The sequence below is a fragment of the Rossellomorea sp. YZS02 genome (genome assembly GCF_033963925.1).
GTDB lineage: Bacteria > Bacillota > Bacilli > Bacillales > Bacillaceae_B > Rossellomorea.
Genome location: NZ_JAXBLY010000010.1, coordinates 55,065 through 72,632, shown reverse-complemented (window position 1 = coordinate 72,632; position 17,568 = coordinate 55,065). Strand labels below are relative to the sequence as shown.

Annotated in this window: 21 protein-coding genes and 1 riboswitch; of the genes, 4 read left to right on the top strand and 17 right to left on the bottom strand. The window is 42.7% G+C overall.

Going from position 1 to position 17,568, the window contains the following annotated elements; all coding sequences use genetic code 11:
- Positions 1–5: 5 nt before the first annotated feature.
- Positions 6–326, top strand: a complete 321-nt coding sequence (locus tag SLH55_RS11530; RefSeq protein WP_320323438.1) for a helix-turn-helix domain-containing protein — start codon at positions 6–8, stop codon at positions 324–326.
- Positions 327–361: 35 nt separating this feature from the next.
- Here SLH55_RS11530 and SLH55_RS11525 read toward each other — a convergent pair whose 3' ends face one another.
- Together SLH55_RS11525 and SLH55_RS11520 are read right to left on the bottom strand one after the other, a co-directional pair.
- Positions 362–502 carry an anti-repressor SinI family protein gene (locus tag SLH55_RS11525; RefSeq protein WP_320323437.1) on the bottom strand — a complete coding sequence of 47 codons (141 nt, stop codon included), beginning with the start codon at positions 500–502 and terminating at the stop codon, positions 362–364.
- A gap of 30 nt (positions 503–532) precedes the next feature.
- Positions 533–692, bottom strand: a riboswitch (cyclic di-GMP riboswitch).
- Between the two features lie 399 nt (positions 693–1,091).
- Positions 1,092–1,847 carry a hypothetical protein gene (locus SLH55_RS11520; RefSeq protein ID WP_320323436.1) on the bottom strand — a complete coding sequence of 252 codons (756 nt, stop codon included), beginning with the start codon at positions 1,845–1,847 and terminating at the stop codon, positions 1,092–1,094.
- A gap of 166 nt (positions 1,848–2,013) precedes the next feature.
- On the opposite strand from SLH55_RS11520, the gene SLH55_RS11515 reads away from it, so the two are divergent.
- Both SLH55_RS11515 and SLH55_RS11510 read left to right on the top strand, forming a co-directional pair.
- The gene (locus SLH55_RS11515; RefSeq protein WP_320323435.1) at positions 2,014–2,340 is read left to right on the top strand and encodes a helix-turn-helix domain-containing protein; all 327 of its coding nucleotides are present in this window, start codon (positions 2,014–2,016) and stop codon (positions 2,338–2,340) included.
- Entirely contained in the window at positions 2,333–2,938 is a 606-nt protein-coding gene (locus SLH55_RS11510) for a class D sortase (RefSeq protein WP_320323434.1), read from the top strand. The genes SLH55_RS11515 and SLH55_RS11510 overlap by 8 nt, the downstream gene beginning before the upstream one ends.
- A gap of 58 nt (positions 2,939–2,996) precedes the next feature.
- Here SLH55_RS11510 and SLH55_RS11505 read toward each other — a convergent pair whose 3' ends face one another.
- The 12 genes from SLH55_RS11505 to SLH55_RS11450 all read right to left on the bottom strand — a co-directional run bounded on the left by SLH55_RS11505 (position 2,997) and on the right by SLH55_RS11450 (position 13,138).
- The gene (locus SLH55_RS11505) at positions 2,997–3,377 is read right to left on the bottom strand and encodes a hypothetical protein (protein ID WP_320323433.1); all 381 of its coding nucleotides are present in this window, start codon (positions 3,375–3,377) and stop codon (positions 2,997–2,999) included.
- 211 nt (positions 3,378–3,588) lie between these two features.
- A complete protein-coding gene (locus SLH55_RS11500; RefSeq protein WP_320323432.1) occupies positions 3,589–3,888 on the bottom strand; it encodes a hypothetical protein in 300 nt (99 codons plus the stop codon).
- A 195-nt stretch (positions 3,889–4,083) separates the two neighbouring features.
- Positions 4,084–4,518 carry a 3-hydroxyacyl-ACP dehydratase FabZ gene (gene fabZ / locus SLH55_RS11495; protein WP_138781100.1) on the bottom strand — a complete coding sequence of 145 codons (435 nt, stop codon included), beginning with the start codon at positions 4,516–4,518 and terminating at the stop codon, positions 4,084–4,086.
- Positions 4,519–4,820: 302 nt separating this feature from the next.
- On the bottom strand, positions 4,821–5,096 hold the full coding sequence (locus SLH55_RS11490) for a DNA-directed RNA polymerase subunit beta (RefSeq protein ID WP_219165449.1): 276 nt from the start codon (positions 5,094–5,096) through the stop codon (positions 4,821–4,823).
- 15 nt (positions 5,097–5,111) lie between these two features.
- The gene (locus SLH55_RS11485; protein WP_320323431.1) at positions 5,112–5,954 is read right to left on the bottom strand and encodes a flagellar hook-basal body protein; all 843 of its coding nucleotides are present in this window, start codon (positions 5,952–5,954) and stop codon (positions 5,112–5,114) included.
- Between the two features lie 56 nt (positions 5,955–6,010).
- Complete coding sequence (locus tag SLH55_RS11480; RefSeq protein ID WP_320323430.1) at positions 6,011–6,853, bottom strand: flagellar hook-basal body protein; 843 nt, start codon at positions 6,851–6,853, stop codon at positions 6,011–6,013.
- Positions 6,854–6,900: 47 nt separating this feature from the next.
- Complete coding sequence (locus SLH55_RS11475; protein ID WP_034765201.1) at positions 6,901–7,911, bottom strand: rod shape-determining protein; 1,011 nt, start codon at positions 7,909–7,911, stop codon at positions 6,901–6,903.
- Positions 7,912–8,447: 536 nt separating this feature from the next.
- Positions 8,448–8,708, bottom strand: a complete 261-nt coding sequence (gene spoIIID, locus SLH55_RS11470; RefSeq protein WP_034765200.1) for a sporulation transcriptional regulator SpoIIID — start codon at positions 8,706–8,708, stop codon at positions 8,448–8,450.
- Between the two features lie 1,030 nt (positions 8,709–9,738).
- Positions 9,739–11,406: a sodium:solute symporter family protein gene (locus SLH55_RS11465; RefSeq protein ID WP_219165452.1), complete on the bottom strand. Its 1,668-nt coding sequence runs from the start codon at positions 11,404–11,406 to the stop codon at positions 9,739–9,741.
- A 33-nt stretch (positions 11,407–11,439) separates the two neighbouring features.
- A complete protein-coding gene (locus SLH55_RS11460) occupies positions 11,440–11,742 on the bottom strand; it encodes a DUF4212 domain-containing protein (RefSeq protein WP_219165453.1) in 303 nt (100 codons plus the stop codon).
- A 24-nt stretch (positions 11,743–11,766) separates the two neighbouring features.
- On the bottom strand, positions 11,767–11,949 hold the full coding sequence (locus SLH55_RS11455) for a hypothetical protein (protein ID WP_219165505.1): 183 nt from the start codon (positions 11,947–11,949) through the stop codon (positions 11,767–11,769).
- 283 nt (positions 11,950–12,232) lie between these two features.
- Positions 12,233–13,138 (bottom strand): M23 family metallopeptidase, encoded by a 906-nt coding sequence (locus tag SLH55_RS11450; RefSeq protein WP_320323429.1) that lies wholly within the window; start codon positions 13,136–13,138, stop codon positions 12,233–12,235.
- 219 nt (positions 13,139–13,357) lie between these two features.
- On the opposite strand from SLH55_RS11450, the gene SLH55_RS11445 reads away from it, so the two are divergent.
- Positions 13,358–13,795: a VanZ family protein gene (locus SLH55_RS11445; protein WP_320323428.1), complete on the top strand. Its 438-nt coding sequence runs from the start codon at positions 13,358–13,360 to the stop codon at positions 13,793–13,795.
- Positions 13,796–13,829: 34 nt separating this feature from the next.
- Here the strand turns inward: SLH55_RS11445 and spoIID are convergent, their stop codons facing one another.
- The 3 genes from spoIID to SLH55_RS11430 form a co-directional block, all read right to left on the bottom strand.
- Positions 13,830–14,840: a stage II sporulation protein D gene (gene spoIID, locus SLH55_RS11440; protein WP_320323427.1), complete on the bottom strand. Its 1,011-nt coding sequence runs from the start codon at positions 14,838–14,840 to the stop codon at positions 13,830–13,832.
- Between the two features lie 517 nt (positions 14,841–15,357).
- Entirely contained in the window at positions 15,358–16,662 is a 1,305-nt protein-coding gene (gene murA / locus SLH55_RS11435; protein WP_320323426.1) for a UDP-N-acetylglucosamine 1-carboxyvinyltransferase, read from the bottom strand.
- A gap of 32 nt (positions 16,663–16,694) precedes the next feature.
- On the bottom strand, positions 16,695–17,444 hold the full coding sequence (locus SLH55_RS11430) for a YwmB family TATA-box binding protein (protein WP_219165458.1): 750 nt from the start codon (positions 17,442–17,444) through the stop codon (positions 16,695–16,697).
- Positions 17,445–17,568: the final 124 nt, after the last annotated feature.

Here is a 17,568-nt window from a genome sequence, read left to right as displayed (position 1 = left end):
CCCAAATGATTGGAGAGAGAGTTAAAAAATACAGGCAAGAAAAAAGGATGTCGATGACCGAGCTTGCTGAAAAAGCAGGAGTGGCAAAGTCATACTTAAGTTCAATTGAACGTAACCTTCAACAAAACCCTTCTATTCAATTCCTTGAAAAGGTTTCTACTGCTTTAGGCATTCCTCTGGATGCACTATTATATGATCAACCTGAAGAACAGAATATAGATCATGAGTGGCTAAAGATCGCTGAAGAAGCAATGGATTCAGGTATTTCCAAGGAGCAATTCCGGGAGTTCATTGAGTTCAATAAATGGAAATTAGGCAATAAATAAAGTCTTGCGATAGAACTCGCAAGACTTTATTTATATTAAATCACTTTGTACTCGGCTTTCATTTCCTGGGATTGACTGTGAAGAAATTCCCTAATTTCTTTTTTAGAAATTCCAGCGTCCAGTGCTTGTTTAATAAGTTCCATCCATTCGAGATCAAGTTCACGATTTGTCAACATAAATTCCCTCCCAAAATACAGGTATGTATTCCAGGCAATCCAGCCATCTTAGTTTTCAAATAACCACACCTTCTTCATCCTTCAGTTTCTGTTCACCCTATTCAAGATGCTAATTAAGATATGCTTACTTTTAAACCTTAGACCTGTGACTTTGCGTCCTCATCTTTCAATAAGTTTGCCTTTATCTGACTCTTCCCTTCGAACTACTTCGATTATACTACCAAATCATATGACCACGTGTTGTTTTTTGTCTATTCTGTCAATTTAATATACACTATATTTTTACATATTATCCCATATTACAACAAATAGAGGTGTATTAGCTACTGGTTTATTAAAAATGCATGTTTGATTATGTCGAAAAAGCTATTAAATGATACTATTTTTATAGCTTTCTAGTTTTTTCTTAAGAGGCAGGACTTTTCCATTAATATTCTGGTAATTACTAGCATTATAGAACGGTTGGTTCGATAAATCATTCTTACAGGTTGGACATACCCATTCACCAGTTTCCGTGCTACTATAAGAAGGTCTTGTGCAACGTCTACAAACCTTTTTATACATTTCATCCCCCCTTCCTATATATTTATTATTCTTTTTTCCTTAATAGACGTTTATTTAGATAAATAATTATGAACCCCACTGTAGTTAAAAGTGAGCCCAACATTAATAAAAAGTAAAGATTTGTAGAGGTGTTAGGGAGCTTGGGTCCTTGAGATTCAACTGGTATTGATGGAATATTCTTAAGGTCAGAGTTCACAGGTGTAAGAGGATTGTTGATTGTATCTTTGGGGTCATCAGGTAGTGTATTTCCGTCTGAAGGCACTACTGTAATTATAATTTCAAAAAAAGCTGAGGTTCTTTGAAAATCATTTCCTAATTCATATGGCATTATCACTTTAAATTGGAGGGATTCAGTTTTTTCGCTTTCTAATTCTTTTGGCTTGAAACCTTTGAAATTCTTTAATTTATCATCAAAGATCTTTATAGAATTGTTTCCTGCGTAAACTTTCAATTCTAACTCGTTAAAAAGCTTCTTATCTGATTGTTTGTTATTGACTTTGATTGAATAATGAAAATCTTCTCCCCCTCCATTTTTTATTTTCAAACTTCTTTCAGCCCAGTCACCTGGCTTCATATTTGAAATTTTAAATAAATACTTTTCATTTGGAATTAAAATGAGGTTTTCTTCATCTGCATAAGTTTTATTTACCATGCTTGAGATCAAAAATAGGAATAAGAATATAATGACTACTTTTTTTAGATTCATCTTTTTTTCATCCCCTACACTCAACGAATGGTTTTTCATTGTTAAGTTGTTCTTTTTAATGAACTTAAAATCCATTATATGATCTTTTGTTTGAAATGAAAATCTTTAAATACATCTAAATTTCCTATAAAACAATACCAAGATCCCTCTTTCCTCTCAATATCTTCAAAAAACAACCTTTTCCTTACTTTATAAAAAACAAATCGTTCTATATAATGAATAGTAAAGGAGTGCGGGAGACATGGTAGGTGATAAAATTAAAAGCTTAAGGGAAGAAAAAGGGTATACAATAAATGAACTTGCTCATTACTCAAATGTATCAAAGTCTTATATTAGTTCTATAGAAAGAGGTATCCAAAAAAATCCTTCAATAAAAATTTTAAAAAAAATTGCCCTTACATTAGACACTTCTCTAGAAAATATTCTTTCATCGGATAAGAATAAAATACAATTAGACGAGGAATGGATTGAGCCTCTTAATAGAGCGATTTCCCAAGGTTTAACTAAAGAAGAATTTATTGAATTTCTTTCTTTTGTCCAATTTAAAAGGAGGAATCTCCATGATTAAAAGCTATTTTTTTGTAGGAGGAATGCTTATTTTAATTGCTGGTTTGACTTGTGTCTTTTATTCACTCTACCAAATAAATAGCCATGCGAGAGAAGAAAGTAGAGCAATGGATATAGCAAAGACATCTATTTTACAGCCCCCTCCAGAACGAATTCACCCCGTTTCGACTACTTCAGAAGTACCAATCGAATACAATTTTAAAAAAGGTGATGTGATTGGGCTATTATCCATTCCCCGTTTAGAAAGGGAGGTACCCATTATAGAAGGAACGGATGGGAAAGAACTTAAGAAGGGCGTCGGTCATTATTCTTCCACCTCTCTTCCACAAGAAAAAGATCAAATATTCCTGGCTGGTCATAGAGATACTGTCTTTAGGAATATAGGAGACCTCAAATCAGGAGACCTTCTTTCAATTAAGATGCACTCCGGAACTTACTCATATGAAATTTTCAACTCGTTTATTGTTGATGAACATGATACCACTGTTATCAGACATACCTCCCCTCAAGAAATCCTTACGCTTTCTACGTGTTATCCTTTTAACATTTATGGAAGTTCGAGTGAGAGATACATTATTGAAGCAAAAAGAATATACTAAAAACCCCTTTTTCCATAAGAGAAAGGGGTTTTCTTAATCATTGTATTTAAATAGCTTATTAATGATTTCCTTCTAATCGATCAATCAAATATTTAGCTTCCAACTTACAAGAATAATCATAGTCCGTACCAGATTGCTTCTGTAAGTTTTCCAGCATGTCAATTTGTTCTGATGTCGGTTCTTCCGATAGAATTTTTTCCATCGTTTCATTGATCTTTAGTGCTAATTCTTGATGGAATTCATCATCATTTTTAGTCTCATCACTGAGATTCTTGTACCAGGAAGCATGTTCATTTATGTATGTACGCCAACTAGAGATGAAGTCCTGGATATCGAATTTATCTTCCTGCCACTGAATCGAAGCCATGTATTGTTCGAATGAGGTTTTTATTGAACGGGTAATACTTATTTTTGTACCCGATGATAAGTTTTTTAACATGTATGTAAAGTACCCCCTAATCAGTATCCTATACGCGATATTATTTTTACTATAACATAACCATTTGATGATATGTAGAATATGAACACGAGAAAAATATGGTAAACCTTCTAAAATATATTATACTATTATATTTTACAGTAATGCGTAAACTACTGCAAATATCAGGAAAAAAGCAGAGGCGACCTTCCGTCACCTCTGCTTCCTATTCTTACTCGTCCTTATTATCTTTATCCTTCATATCAATATCATCTTCTACAGCGTCTTCCTCAGGCGTGTTTTTATCCTTCGCCGCATCTTTGTCGCCTTCGACGTTTTTGTCTTCAGACTCAGGGTAGTTCTCTTCATTCATGTCCCCGTTGTCGTTCATGTCGTCATTTTCATCCATGTTGTCGTTCTCTTCCATTGGCGCTTCGTCTTCCGGAGGAGGCTCCTGGTTGGCGTTACATCCTACAAGAAGGAAAGCAGCAAGTGCTGACCCACCAAGGATCGATAATAACTTTTTGCTCATGATGTATGACTCCTTTCTGTATGTTCAATTAGTGTAAGACCGTTACGTTGGTCTTTTGTTAGCTTTCCCGGAAATTGAATTTACTTGCATGGGGGAGAAATTATTTGGGATGTTAAAAATAGGGACTGTTAGAGTGGGATGGTTTTGAACATAAGAAAACCGGACCTTATCAGATCCGGTTTCGTAAGCATGATTCTATTCCTGCTTATCTCCAAGAGCAAACATCATCTCTAATTCACAAGCCACTTCGCCATCAACCGTTGCAACACCTTTTCCTTTGCCGATCGGCCCTTTAAAGCGGATCATTTCCACTTCCAAGCGGAGCTGGTCCCCTGGCTTCACTTGACGCTTGAAACGGCATTTGTCGATGCCAGTGAAGAAGGCCAGACGTCCGCGGTTATCCTCCACCTTCAGCATCGCTACAGCTCCGACCTGAGCCAGTGCCTCGACGATCAACACGCCGGGCATCACAGGATAACCCGGGAAGTGACCATTGAAAAATTCCTCATTCGCCGTCACATTCTTAATCCCGATCGCCTTCTTGCCTTCCTCCACCTCTAAAATCCGGTCAACCAGCAAAAACGGATAACGATGGGGAATAATCTCTTTAATCTCATTAATATCAAGCATCTATAACTCCTCCTACCAATATGTATGTACACCTTATTGTACAGAAACAAGGGTAAGAATAGCAAGGAGGGACGGACCTCGAAAACAGGCACAATACTCCAAGAGAATCCCTGTATATCAGTAATCTTCATCCAAAAAGGACTCAATCTCGAGGTCCGTCCCTCCCCACTGCTCTTCGCCGCAATGTCCACGATTAAAAAGAGGGACGGACCTCGAATTTCAAGCTCCCTCCACAGCAGAATCCCGTCATAGCAGGATTTCTTGCGAATAAAGCTAATTAATTCGAGGTCCGTCCCTCAAAATTATTTCTTCACTACGATATCAATGATATGCTGCCAGGTTTCGGCTTTAAAGACGTCGGCTGCGTTGCCGTTGCCGATGCCTGCGAAGCCGATGACGGCACCCAGTGCGAGACTTCCTGCAAGTAGGAGGATGAACAGAAGGATTCTGAGCCAGATTGGGAGCATGCGAACTCGCACCCAGCGTGACGGCTTGGATTCGTCCTTTTGCTTTGCCTTCTTTTCTGCTTTTACTGATTCTCTTGTCGCTTTTTCTTGCAGTAGCTCTTTTTCACTCATAGCATTTAACTCCTTTTAGCGTATCCCATTTACAAGGCCCATCATCTGATCTGCAAGGGAGATCGAGCGCGCCTGAAATTGATATGATCGTTGGACATTCAGCATGTCCGTCATTTCCTTACTGATATCCACATTCGATCCTTCTAATGAATTCTGGACCATGGATATAGCAGTCCGTTCTCCTCCAGTTACGTTCGTCAGTACTTCATCTTCCGTCACGCCCAGTTCATTTAGGTTCTCGGCTAACCCTAACAGATTGCCTCCAAACTGCTGAAGGAACTGAGACTTTTCGATTGTCACAACGCCCAGATTGAACTGTTCTTCCGCTCCGCGGGAATCCCTGACTGTGAGAACCCCATTATCGCCCAATTCAAAGGCAGAAGCATCTTCTGAGAACGTCATAACGTTATCATTTTCATCCAGGATCGGCAAGCCGCTTCCGTTCACGAGGATCGATTCCCCATTCCCGGTCGGACTGACGAAGAATGCTCCGTCCCTCGTGTAGCGGACGGCACTCGAGCCGTCTTCCTGAGATAGGACTTTAAAAAACTGGCGATCACTGGTCAATGCAAAATCCAACGCACGGCCTGTCGCTTTCAACGATCCCTGATTCAAAATGAGTTGGGACTGCGATAGCTTGGCCCCGTTCCCTTCCCGGACTCCAAGAGGGGTGAGCCTGCCTGCTTCAAACTTATCTACACCCTGATTTTTCACCTGCTGGACGAGCATCTCGGAAAACGAGGCATCCCGGCGCTTATATCCGTTTGTATCTGCGTTCGAAAGATTATGACCAATCATATCCATTTGTTTCTGCAACTGGCCTAATGTGTTGGTTGCTGTAATCATCGTTCGATTCATGACACGTTCTCCCCTATTATAAGGTATTCAGTGGCGAAATTCATTTACAATACTTGCTATCCATTGACACGGCCGATTTCATTGGCCGCCTTTTCCATGCTGCGGTCATAGGCTTGAAGAACCTTCTGGTTGGCTTCAAATGCCCTGTAAGCCGACATCATGTCTGTCATCGTCCGTGAAGCGTCGACATTGGACCGCTCCAGAAAGCCCTGCTTCGTGTCAAAAGAAACGTTGTCCTCGTCATAGGCATCAGGTAGAGCCACATTGCCTTCTGTGGCAAACAGACCGTCTCCCTGCTTAACCAGCAGATTCGGATTATTCGAGTATCCCACTCCCAATGTAGCGACAGCGTTCCCGTCCACTACAATCTGACCGTTCTCTCCAACCGTGAACTGATCACTATCTAGTTGGATCCTGTCACCATTGTCATCCAAAATATAAAAACCGCTGTTCGTCGTGAGGAAGCCGTTTCCGTTCACCGTCAGATTTCCGTTACGCGTATAGCGGGGACTTCCATCCGGTCCTTCCACCGTCAGGAACACCGATCCCCGGATTCCTGTCTCTCTGTCCACCGGCATAGAACCATCCAACAGGGCCACATCCAAGCCGCGCCCGGTTTCCTGAAGGTCACCTTGAATAAAGGAAGGAATCGTTTCCTGCATGTAAACACCTGTATTCAGTTTCCCCACTCTTTGGTTAAACGGAAGAGTTAACGTTTTCTCAGTAGGAATCGAAGTTGAATCCACCCGGTCCATCAGCATTTCCGGAAACGCCCGCATCGAAGCCTGATCCGCCTTATAACCCGGTGTGTTGCTATTGGACATATTGTTCGTCAACATCTCGGTCTTCCTCTGTTGAGAAAGCATGCCGGATGCTACTGTATAAAATCCTCTAAACATCTACTTTCACCTCTTAACGGTTATATCGGATCAATGTTGCAATCGTTTTACCCGATTCTTCTTCTTGAAATTTTATCGATATTCTCGAGCATCAAACCAGTTCCCACGGCTACACAATCCATCGGGTTCTCCGCAATCAATACAGGGACTTTCAATTCTTCTGCAAGAAGGGTATCCATTCCATGAAGTAGCGCCCCACCGCCTGTTAAAATGACTCCGCGGTCAATGATATCCGCTGATAATTCAGGTGGAGTCTTCTCAAGTACATTCTTCGCTGCCTGTACGATGACCGCCACTGATTCACGAAGCGCCCCTTCGATTTCTTTGGACGTCACAGTGATGGTACGAGGCAGACCCGATACCATGTCACGGCCGCGGATGCTCATTTCCCTGCGGTCTTCATCAAGCGTCTCAGAGAATACCGTTCCGATGTTCACCTTGATATCTTCAGCCGTACGCTCCCCGATCAGAAGCTTGTACTCTTTTTTAATATAATTCAGAATTTCGTGATCAAATTTATCCCCGGCCATTTTGATGGACTGACTTGTTACGATGTCACCCATGGAAAGAACCGCTACATCCGTCGTTCCTCCACCGATGTCCACGACCATATTACCCGTTGGATTGAAGATATCCATGCCGGCACCGATTGCCGCTACTTTAGGCTCTTCTTCCAGGTAAATCTTCTTCCCGCCGCTCTTTTCAGCCGCTTCCCTGATCGCCTTTTGCTCAACGCTCGTGATGTTTGTAGGACAGCAGATCAAGATGCGTGGCTTCGAAAGGAAACCCTTTACATTTAACTTATTAATGAAATGCTTCAACATTGCTTCTGTTACATCAAAGTCGGCGATGACTCCGTCTTTTAACGGGCGGGTCGCCACGATATTCCCTGGAGTACGTCCGACCATGCGGCGCGCTTCTTCTCCAACAGCCAATACCTTACCAGTATTCTTATCCAGCGCCACAACCGATGGCTCATTCAAGACGATTCCCTTTCCTTTTACATGAATTAATACATTAGCCGTACCAAGGTCAATCCCAATATCTTTCGCAAACATCTTGTGTTTCTCCCTTCTTCTCCTACAAATTCATGAACTTCATTCATCTATGATTTCACTAGTATGTCATTACGTTTTAACGTTAAGGCAGAACTTTCACCTAATTAATTATTTTACCATAAATATGTCGAAGTGAGATGGTATTTGTCAAAAAAATGTATTGAGATTGTTATTTAATTGGAAATAGATAGGTGGTTTAGGTGGGGATGTTACAGGAGTGTTAATTTTTAATGGGGGATGTTGATGTTTTTATTCAGTTGCTGAATGTTTCGGGGAATTCAGCTGTTGAATATTAGCTGTTTTTTGACAGGTGAAATGCTTCGTGAAATTAGCTGCTGAATTTCAAAGGATATTCACCTGCTGATTTCCCCTCATTATTCTTCTGCTAAAAAAACGGGAATAATCAGCAGTCTAATTCCGTACAAATTTTAACAGCTGAACTTCACCAAAAATTCAGCAGGCAAACCAAACATCCACCCACAAACATAAAAACACACCAAGCATGACCCATCATTCTGGGGCTTGGCGTATTTTGGTTAGCTGTGGAGCTCTTCTTTTTTGTACTTTTGCTTGGTTGCCTCTCCACCTCGTAGATGCCGGATTGATTTATGGTAATCAAGTATGGTTTTGACTTCATTTGCGAGATCCGGATTAATTTCTGGCAGTCGTTCTGTTAAATCTTTATGGACAGTACTTTTGGACACGCCAAACTCCTTCGCAATTACACGAACAGTTTTCTTCGTCTCCACGATATACTTACCAATCTTGATTGTTCTCTCTTTGATGTAATCGTGCACACCACTCGACCTCCCTAAATTGGATGTGAGAAGTGTGAAATGAGACTCGCTTTCGCATCAATGAAATAGTACAGACCCTTTGCACATGGGCAAACGGCAGAAAGCCTTATTTAGGACGGCAGCTTCCTGATGTTACAACGTATAAACAAATATTCAGCTAATGATCAATGGTATAACGACGATTCCTCACCTCAAACACTCTCTATTTTGATAGGTTTGTTTCATTTTATTAGCTTGTGCCCACATATATGCACAAAAAACACAATAAGGACAAGGTTTCGCTTGAATTTTCTGAAAAATAATGGAGGGACGGACCTTCCCGGGGAAATTTCATACAGTCACAAATTATTCGACATCATGTGTTTATATTCTCTTTCTCTCCACTATTTCCTGAGAAATGAGTCGATGATTTCGGTAAATTGTCTGATAATTAATGATTTTCTTTATATGAAAGCCGTTAATCTAAAGAGTTCCACTTTCCGCGTGCATTGGAGTATCAAGGTTTTTGCAAAACCTATCATAGTTCAATAAGAATTGTACATTATCTCTCATATGCAATGCCGTTTCGATAACCATTTTATATGGATGCTATTGAATATCTTATCTAAATCTAAGGGGGCCGCACTGATCGGTTGGTTGGAGTCCAGGTTAATCCCCAGAGCTGATAAATAGGCGGAAGAATTCCGGTTAATTCATCGTTCTTATTAAAAAAACCTGAAATAGTCGGAGAAATTCCGCCTATTGACTTAAAAACAAAAAATTGGAGTTCCTTTTCAATGGATAAGCGGAAAAACTCCGCTTATTTCCCCCTAAACAAATTTCATTTTGAATATAAGCGGAAAATCTCCGCTAATTTTACTTATGCTGGCTCTTTAAGTACGATGAACCCCATCACACGTATATACCTAATAAAGAAACTCGCCGAATCGACTTCGACGAGTTCTGCTTTTTATATACCAAATATGATGCTACTACAACTGCCACCTCAAAACGGAACGGTTTAGTTTCACCCTCAGCAGAGCTATAACCATCACCCTTTAAACTCCACCTCATCATCCACCCAAACTTCCCCATCCTTGAACGTCATTTGTTCCGGATAACGTAGGTCCATGACTTCCTCCTGGATCTTCTGAGAAGGAGCTTTCGTCATAAGGGACACGACGATATTGGCAATCGCTGCTGACGTCGCCCCGAACACTCCCGCTCCTGTATCAATGATTCCAAAAAGGGTCACACCTGAACGTGCCAGGAAGATATACGTGAGTGTCACGGCGAGCCCAACAAGCATCCCTGCGATCACTCCCTGGGCGTTGGAGCGCTTCCACCAGACGCCGAGTAACAGGGCCGGGAAGAACGTTCCTGACGCCAGGGCGAACGCCCAGGCGACGATCTGGGTGATGACCCCTGGGGGATTCAGCGCAACCACTCCCGCCAGGACGGTTGCCACCACGATCGACCACCGTGCAACCGCAAGACGATTCCGCTCTGTCGCATTCGGTTTGAATACGCGGTAGTAAATATCATGTGCAAAGGAAGACGAAATAGCGATCATCAATCCACCGGCCGTCGATAATGCCGCTGCCATGGCGCCGGCCGCGACAAGCCCGATGACGAACACGCCGAGGTTCGCAATCTCAGGCGTCGCCATGACGACGATATCATTCGAGATGATGATCTCCTTCCATTGAAGAATTCCATCTCCATTCGCATCGGCCACCTGCAGTTTCCCCGTGTCCACCCATGAAGTGGTCCAGGCTGGCAGGTCACTGATTTTACTTCCCGCTACTTTGGTCATGAGAATAAAACGGGAGAACGCCGCATAAGCAGGAGCCGAAAGATAGAGAAGTCCGATGAAGAGAAGAGCCCACGCCCCTGACCAGCGGGCCGCCTTCATCGTCGATACCGTATAGAAACGGACGATGACGTGGGGAAGTCCCGCTGTCCCGGCCATCAAAGTGAACATGAGGGCCAGGAACTGCCACTTCGTCCCGTTCGTAAAAGGAGCGAAGTATTCCGACACGCCAAGCTCACGGTCAAGCTCCCCGATTTTACCGACCAGTTCCCCATAGGAAATCCACGGTGCAGGATTCCCCGTGATTTGGAGGGACATGAAAATGACGGGGATCAAGTACGCAATGATCAACACGATATACTGAGCCACTTGTGTCCACGTGATCCCCTTCATCCCGCCGAACGCCGCGTAGAAGGCGATGAGGACGACCCCGATCATCGTACCGACCTTGGCATCAATTTCGAAGAGACGGCCGATGACCACACCCGAGCCCGACAGCTGACCGATCGAATACGTGAAACTGATGATGATCGTACAAATGGCGGCAATGACCCGGGCGGTATGACTGTTATACCGGTCCCCGATGAACTCCGGTACCGTGTACCTCCCGTACTTCCTGAGCTGCGGTGCCAAGAGGAAGGTCAATAATAAATATCCTCCTGTCCACCCCATGATATAGGCAAGTCCATCATAACCAAGGATCATGACGGTACCTGCCAGTCCAATGAATGAAGCCGCACTCATCCAGTCGGCCCCGATCGCCATCCCATTAAAGACCGGTGGAACCCCGCGACCAGCTACATAGAAATCCGATGTCGCCTTCGCCTTGTTATAAACCGCGATGCCGATATATAACGCAAACGTCAACAGAATAATAGACGTCGATACGATAAACTGAGTATCCATTCATTCTTTCCCCCTGTTTCTTTTCTTTTTGATTTAATGGTCCAGCGTTTTCCCGTAGCTGATCTGTTCGTTCTTCCTTTCATCGAGTCCATATTTTTTATCGATTCCGTCACTCACCTTGGCATTGACGTAAAGGAGAATGATGAAAATGACGATTGACCCTTGTGCCCCCATGAAATAGTGAAACGGAAATCCGTTGATGGTGAACGAGGACAAACTTTCGGCGAACAGCACCACACCAAAGGAGGAAAGAAGCCAGATGACTAAGTACAGCGCCATATATCGATTTTTTTCTTTAAAATACTGATCGGCTTTCGCTCTATCAATCTTCTTCATGTATGTAACCCCTCTTCAAACTCATTATTTTAAACTGAAAATGAATTTCACGGTTTCAAAAAACGGTACCGGGACGATGGCGATCTGAACAATAAAATAGATGAATAAAGACAGAAATGGAATGGTCAGAAAAAATGCCCGTTTTTTCCTGAGGGCGAGGATGATGCATCCACCTGTGATAAGTAAAAATGCCATGAAGTAAATCAACGTTTCACCTCCTGTTAATTCTTAATTTTCTGAATTTTATTTATGGAATTATTATCTTCACTGGGAAATGCCTGGTCAATAAAGAAATAACGACATGTCCACGACACATTTTTATTTTTCATTTTACTAAAATAAGGATATTGGTGACTGAGACGCCAGATGTAAATGCAACCGCATTGAAAACGTTTTCTTAGCAAACTTTCCACCTTGTCGAATTTCCAAGGAAATTTTTTGGCATAAAAAAAAGACTGACCTGTATAACGGCCAGTCTTCATTTATTGGTTTATTCTTCGTCTTTAGCGTTGTCTTGGCTTTCTTGTTTCGGTTTAGCCTGGTCCTGCTTTTCTTCAGTGGACTCGTTTTCTTCAGCTGCATCTTTTTCTTCCGTAGCTTTGTCTTCTGTTGCTTTATCTTCAGTAGCTTTGTTCTCGCTAGCTTGATCTTCTACGGCATTTTCTTCCGCTGCTGCTGCATCCGGCTGTTCACCTGAAACTTTCTTGTCTTCAAGCTGTGCTTCTTGAAGAGTGGCAAGAGACTTATTGAAGTATTCCAGTGGATTCACGGCTACATCCGCTTTGCGGATTTCAAAGTGTACGTGAACGCCAGCTTCTTCATTGAATAAGCTCTTTCCTGCTTTGGCAATGGCTTGTCCTTGATCAACTACATCTCCAACCGCGACTTCAAAGTCTTTCACTGATTGATAACGAGTCACGATGCCTTTGCTGTGCTCGATCTCAATCGTGTTACCAAGTAGGGAATCTTCTTGAACCTTTGTGACCGTTCCGCTCATAGCAGCCAGCACATCGAATTCTTTTCCATCTTTAGAGATGTCGACTCCTTGGTTCGGGTAGTACATGTTTCCATACACGACTAGGGCAGCTTCCTGTTCTTCAGCTGATGCTTCAGTGTCGTAGAATTGTTTTTCGATCACTGTATCTTCAGGACTTGAAACAGGCATTACAAAGTTTTCCAATGAACGATTGACTTCTTCTGCAGGCTGGTTGAACTCATTATCAGTAGGAACTCCATCATAGCTGTAATCCTTGGCTTTCTCGTTAACATCATTTCCTGCCTGGTACCACAGAATCCCCGTGATAATGATTGCTGCACTTGCTAAATAGATTGCTGGGTATGCCCAACGTCTTTTCAAAAAGTTTTGAGAAGGGTGTTTCTTTTCTTCCTCTCTCATTTTCATCACCTCTGCAATCATTCTGAACAGAATTCTGAAAATATATACACAACGGAAAAAAAATTTTAATTTCTTATGTTTCGACAAAGTGGGAAGGATTATGTATGTTTTGATAAAAAAGATCGAAAACATGTGACAAACCTCGGAAATATGGGGTTTTGACATTCAAGTGATGCCCCTGCATGGTACAATGATAGAAACAGAAAGGACGACTAGTATATGAAAACGTTACTGAAAGTTGTGCTCTCAACTGCACCTTTTCTATATATGATTCTGATCTGGATCATGTCGGGCAATCCCGATGATGCCGTGCTGCGTATCCCGGATGAAGGCGTGGACCGGTTTGTGAAGGAGTCCCTTCACTTAGTCGAGTTCGGCATTTTGTATGGACTATTCGTGATCGCCCTGCTGGCACACGGAAAGCTTCGGTTCACATTGAATTTCGCGGTGGCACTGATTGCCATCTTCTACGGGTTTGTGGATGAAATCCATCAGTCCTTCGTTCCATATCGTTCTTCCACGATGATCGATGCGGCCAAAGATCTGATCGGGGTGACGGTCCTGTTCTGGATCGTGAACCGTACCTACTTCAGGAATCCTGATCACGGCCTGACGAAGACGATGAAGAGATTGGAAGACTATTTAAAAAAGGATTGAGTCTCGGTCACTAGACCTGACTCAATCCTTTTTCTTATCTTTGTGCCGTTACCTTCTGAAGGAGTTTAGTGGATTCTGTGATTTTGACATCTTTATAGTAATGGGTCACGATGTCTTGATAATCCTTGCCTTCCTTCGCCATTCCATTTGCTCCGTATTGACTCATGCCGACCCCGTGGCCGAACCCTTTTGTGGCGATGACGATGTGGTCGTCTTTTTTATACCAGGTGAAGTCGGATGATCGGAGTTCCAACTTTTCTCTTATATCACGGCCGGTGAATTTCTTGCCGTTTATTTCGACGCTCGCCACTCTCTTGCCTTCGGTTCTTGACGTAATCGTGCCGACGGATCCATCCTTTGGCAAGGTCACGCCAAGTTTCTGCTCGAATTGCTGGATCGGAATGATTTTCTGATCCTCGAATTTGGGTGATGCTTTATCCCAAGGACTCTCCACGCTGCGTAAATACGGAATATCATCTGCCCAATAGGCTTCTGAGTTTTCGGTATAGCCGTTGCTTGTCGAAAAGAAGGCGGCCGTTATCGGCTTATTGTCGTATGTCAGCACTTTGCCCTTCGTCTCAAGAACGGCTGCTGAGATCTTCTTGATCTTCCAATCGTAATCAGAGCCCCACAGGGTGGCCAATTCCTTTTGATTTTTATACACCTGATGGGAGACGGTATCCGTCACATCGGCTCCCTTTGGCACGGATGGATCTTCTGCGAGAAGCTGGTTCACGATATACGTCCTCGCGGCCAAAGCCTGTGCCTTTAAAGCTTCCTCTTCAAAATCCGCCGGCATTTCACCCGCCACCACACCTACAACATACTGCTCAAGGGGCAGCTTTTCGATGAGATCCTGACTGGAACGGTAGACCGCCACCTCGACCGAGTCTGCCAATTCTTCAACGGGCGGGTTTTTCAGCTTTTCGTCCAAATTGGCCGTTTCCTTATCTGATGAAAAGGGGAGTACCAGCAAAGTGGGTACAATAAAGATGATGCTGATAAAGATTGAGAAGATGATCACTACGGGTTTCAACTGCTTCATGTTCGCGGCCTCCAATGAAAGATTAAATAGGAGAATGTCCTAGCACACTTCTCCACTCTCTTTCATATGTATGGTAGTGGACAAGCAATTATGAGTGGGAGTTCGGAGAGTTTTTGGATAGGTTGGAAGTTGGGATTGATTTGGTGCAGGTTTATCGGGGCGAATGTCGGAATTTCTTTATTGGGGTGATTTCGGTTTTGAAAATATAATGGTGGAATTGAAAATAAAATCGGATTTTGAAAATAAGTTGGCCGGTTTTGAATATATCTTCTGTCTCTAAGGCCGTAGACCGGTACACTCCACGGCAATCCAGCCGGTTTCTTCAAAAATAGAGCCGAATCCAGACATAATCCAGCCAATTTCCTTAATAATCCGGCCGATCCACGTCAAAATTCAGCCGAAATGAACAATAATCCAGCCGAATTACTTTTTTTACCAAATACAATCAACCAAACCACCGCACCGCTAAACAAAAAAGGCAAGCTCCCCTAAAAGAGCTCACCTTTCATCTACCTATTTACGCATCCTTAATCATATCTTGCTCAGAAACAGGTGTTTCCTCAACTTCCTTCACACGCTCGATATCGGCACCAAGGCCAGCAAGCTTCTGATGGAAGTTCACATATCCACGATCTAAATGCTTTAGTTCTGTCACTCGAGTGTAACCGTCTGCTACTAGACCAGCGATGGAAAGTGCTGCTGCTGCACGTAGATCCGTTGCAGCCACTTCCGCCCCTTGAAGAGGTGTTGGTCCGTTCATGATCACAGAGCGTCCTTCGATCTTGATGTCTGCTCCCATACGACGGAATTCTTCTGCATGCATGAAACGATTTTCGAAAACCGTTTCAGTGATGACGCTGGTACCGTCAGCTGCAAGAAGCAAGGCCATCATTTGGGATTGCATATCTGTAGGGAAACCTGGATGAGGCATTGTTTTGATATCGACGGATTTCAGCTTCTCCGGTCCAATGACACGAAGTCCTTCTTCTTCGTCGATGATCGTAACGCCCATCTCTTCCATCTTCGCTACTAATGAAGATAAGTGTTCAGGGATCGCTCCCTTTACAAGGACATCACCTTGCGTAATCGCAGCTGCAACCATGAATGTTCCCGCTTCGATACGGTCAGGGATGATGCTGTGCTCAACGCCGTATAGACGGTCTACACCTTCGATACGGATCGTGCCTGTTCCTGCACCTACAACATTTCCTCCCATTTTGTTCAGGAAGTTCGCTAAGTCGACGATTTCAGGCTCTTTTGCTACGTTTTCAAGGATGGTCGTTCCTTCTGCAAGAACCGCTGCCATCATGATGTTTTCTGTAGCCCCTACGCTTGGGAAGTCCAGATACACTTTGGCACCTTTCAGTCTTCCATTTACTTCAGCTTCGATGAAACCATTTCCTACCTTCACTTTGGCTCCCATTGCTTCGAAGCCTTTCAAGTGTTGGTCGATCGGTCTTGATCCAATTGCACAGCCACCAGGAAGAGCGACACGCGCTTTACCTGTACGACCTAAGAGTGAACCCATTACAAGAACGGATGCACGCATTTTACGCACATATTCGAACGGTGCTTCAATAAACAACTCTCTTGATGCATTCACGATGACTTCACCATTGTTGAACTCTACATCTGTATTTAAATGACGTAATACTTCATTGATCGTATATACATCGGAGAGTGGTGGTACATTTGTAATTTTACTTTTTCCTTCACTTGCTAATAATGTAGCAGCGATGACTGGTAAAACGGCATTCTTTGCTCCTTCAACTTGCACTGTACCGCTTAAACGCTGACCGCCGCGGACGATAATTTTTTCCAAGAGTATTCCCCTCCGCGTCCAATTTCTCTATATTAATATTCAATAATTAGGATGGGTGTGCCAATCACAAAGGTTGTCTTAGCGCCCATTCCGCTTTTCCGTAGACCTAGTTGTATATTCATATCATCATTTTTAGTTGGTATAGTCCGTGACATTTGTTCCGAGTAAGCTGAAATGGAATAAAAGTCTTCTTCTTTAAGTGATTCCAGTTCTTTTGCGTCTAATTTCGACATTAATTCGACAGCCTGATTCGACAAAACTTTCTCAAGCTTATCATTGAATTCGCCTTTTATACAAGAGAAAATCAACGGTTTAGTAGTAAAAATGATTTCCATATTTGGGATGAATTCAGACTTGATATACTGCTTCGTATCTGCTCCCAACGCTTTCTGATTTCCGCGCATTTCATACATAATATACGAAACGGAGTGCTCGTTTGTGAGGGTCCTCTGGAATTTAATGGTTTCTTCCCCGTGAGACGTCTGACGATGTCCCACAACCACTACTTCTTCAGCTGACTCTTTCGTCACCCAGTCAAAATCAGAAAATGTTTCTTGCATAGTAGTACTATATTTGGCAAACCCTTTATTCGTGAAGCTTTTTTTGTTTTCCCTTGCATATAGAGACCATTCAGTTATCTGACCTTGAGAATGAACAATGGCTTGATCAAGCTTTTCAATGTCTAATAAATGTTTGGCTTCGATAGTGTTGTTCCCATTATAGACAGTAAGAAAACCTAATCCAACGAAAAAGATTAAAATAATGTAAAGATACCGACCCATTTTTCATTCCTCCCCTTACCTTAAGTCTGTCCGAATAGGAGAAGAACATACTTGAAAATGGTCGTCATCTTTTTACAATTATTGAGGCTTTCTGGTCGTCTTATGAAAAGGGTTTCACTTTGAA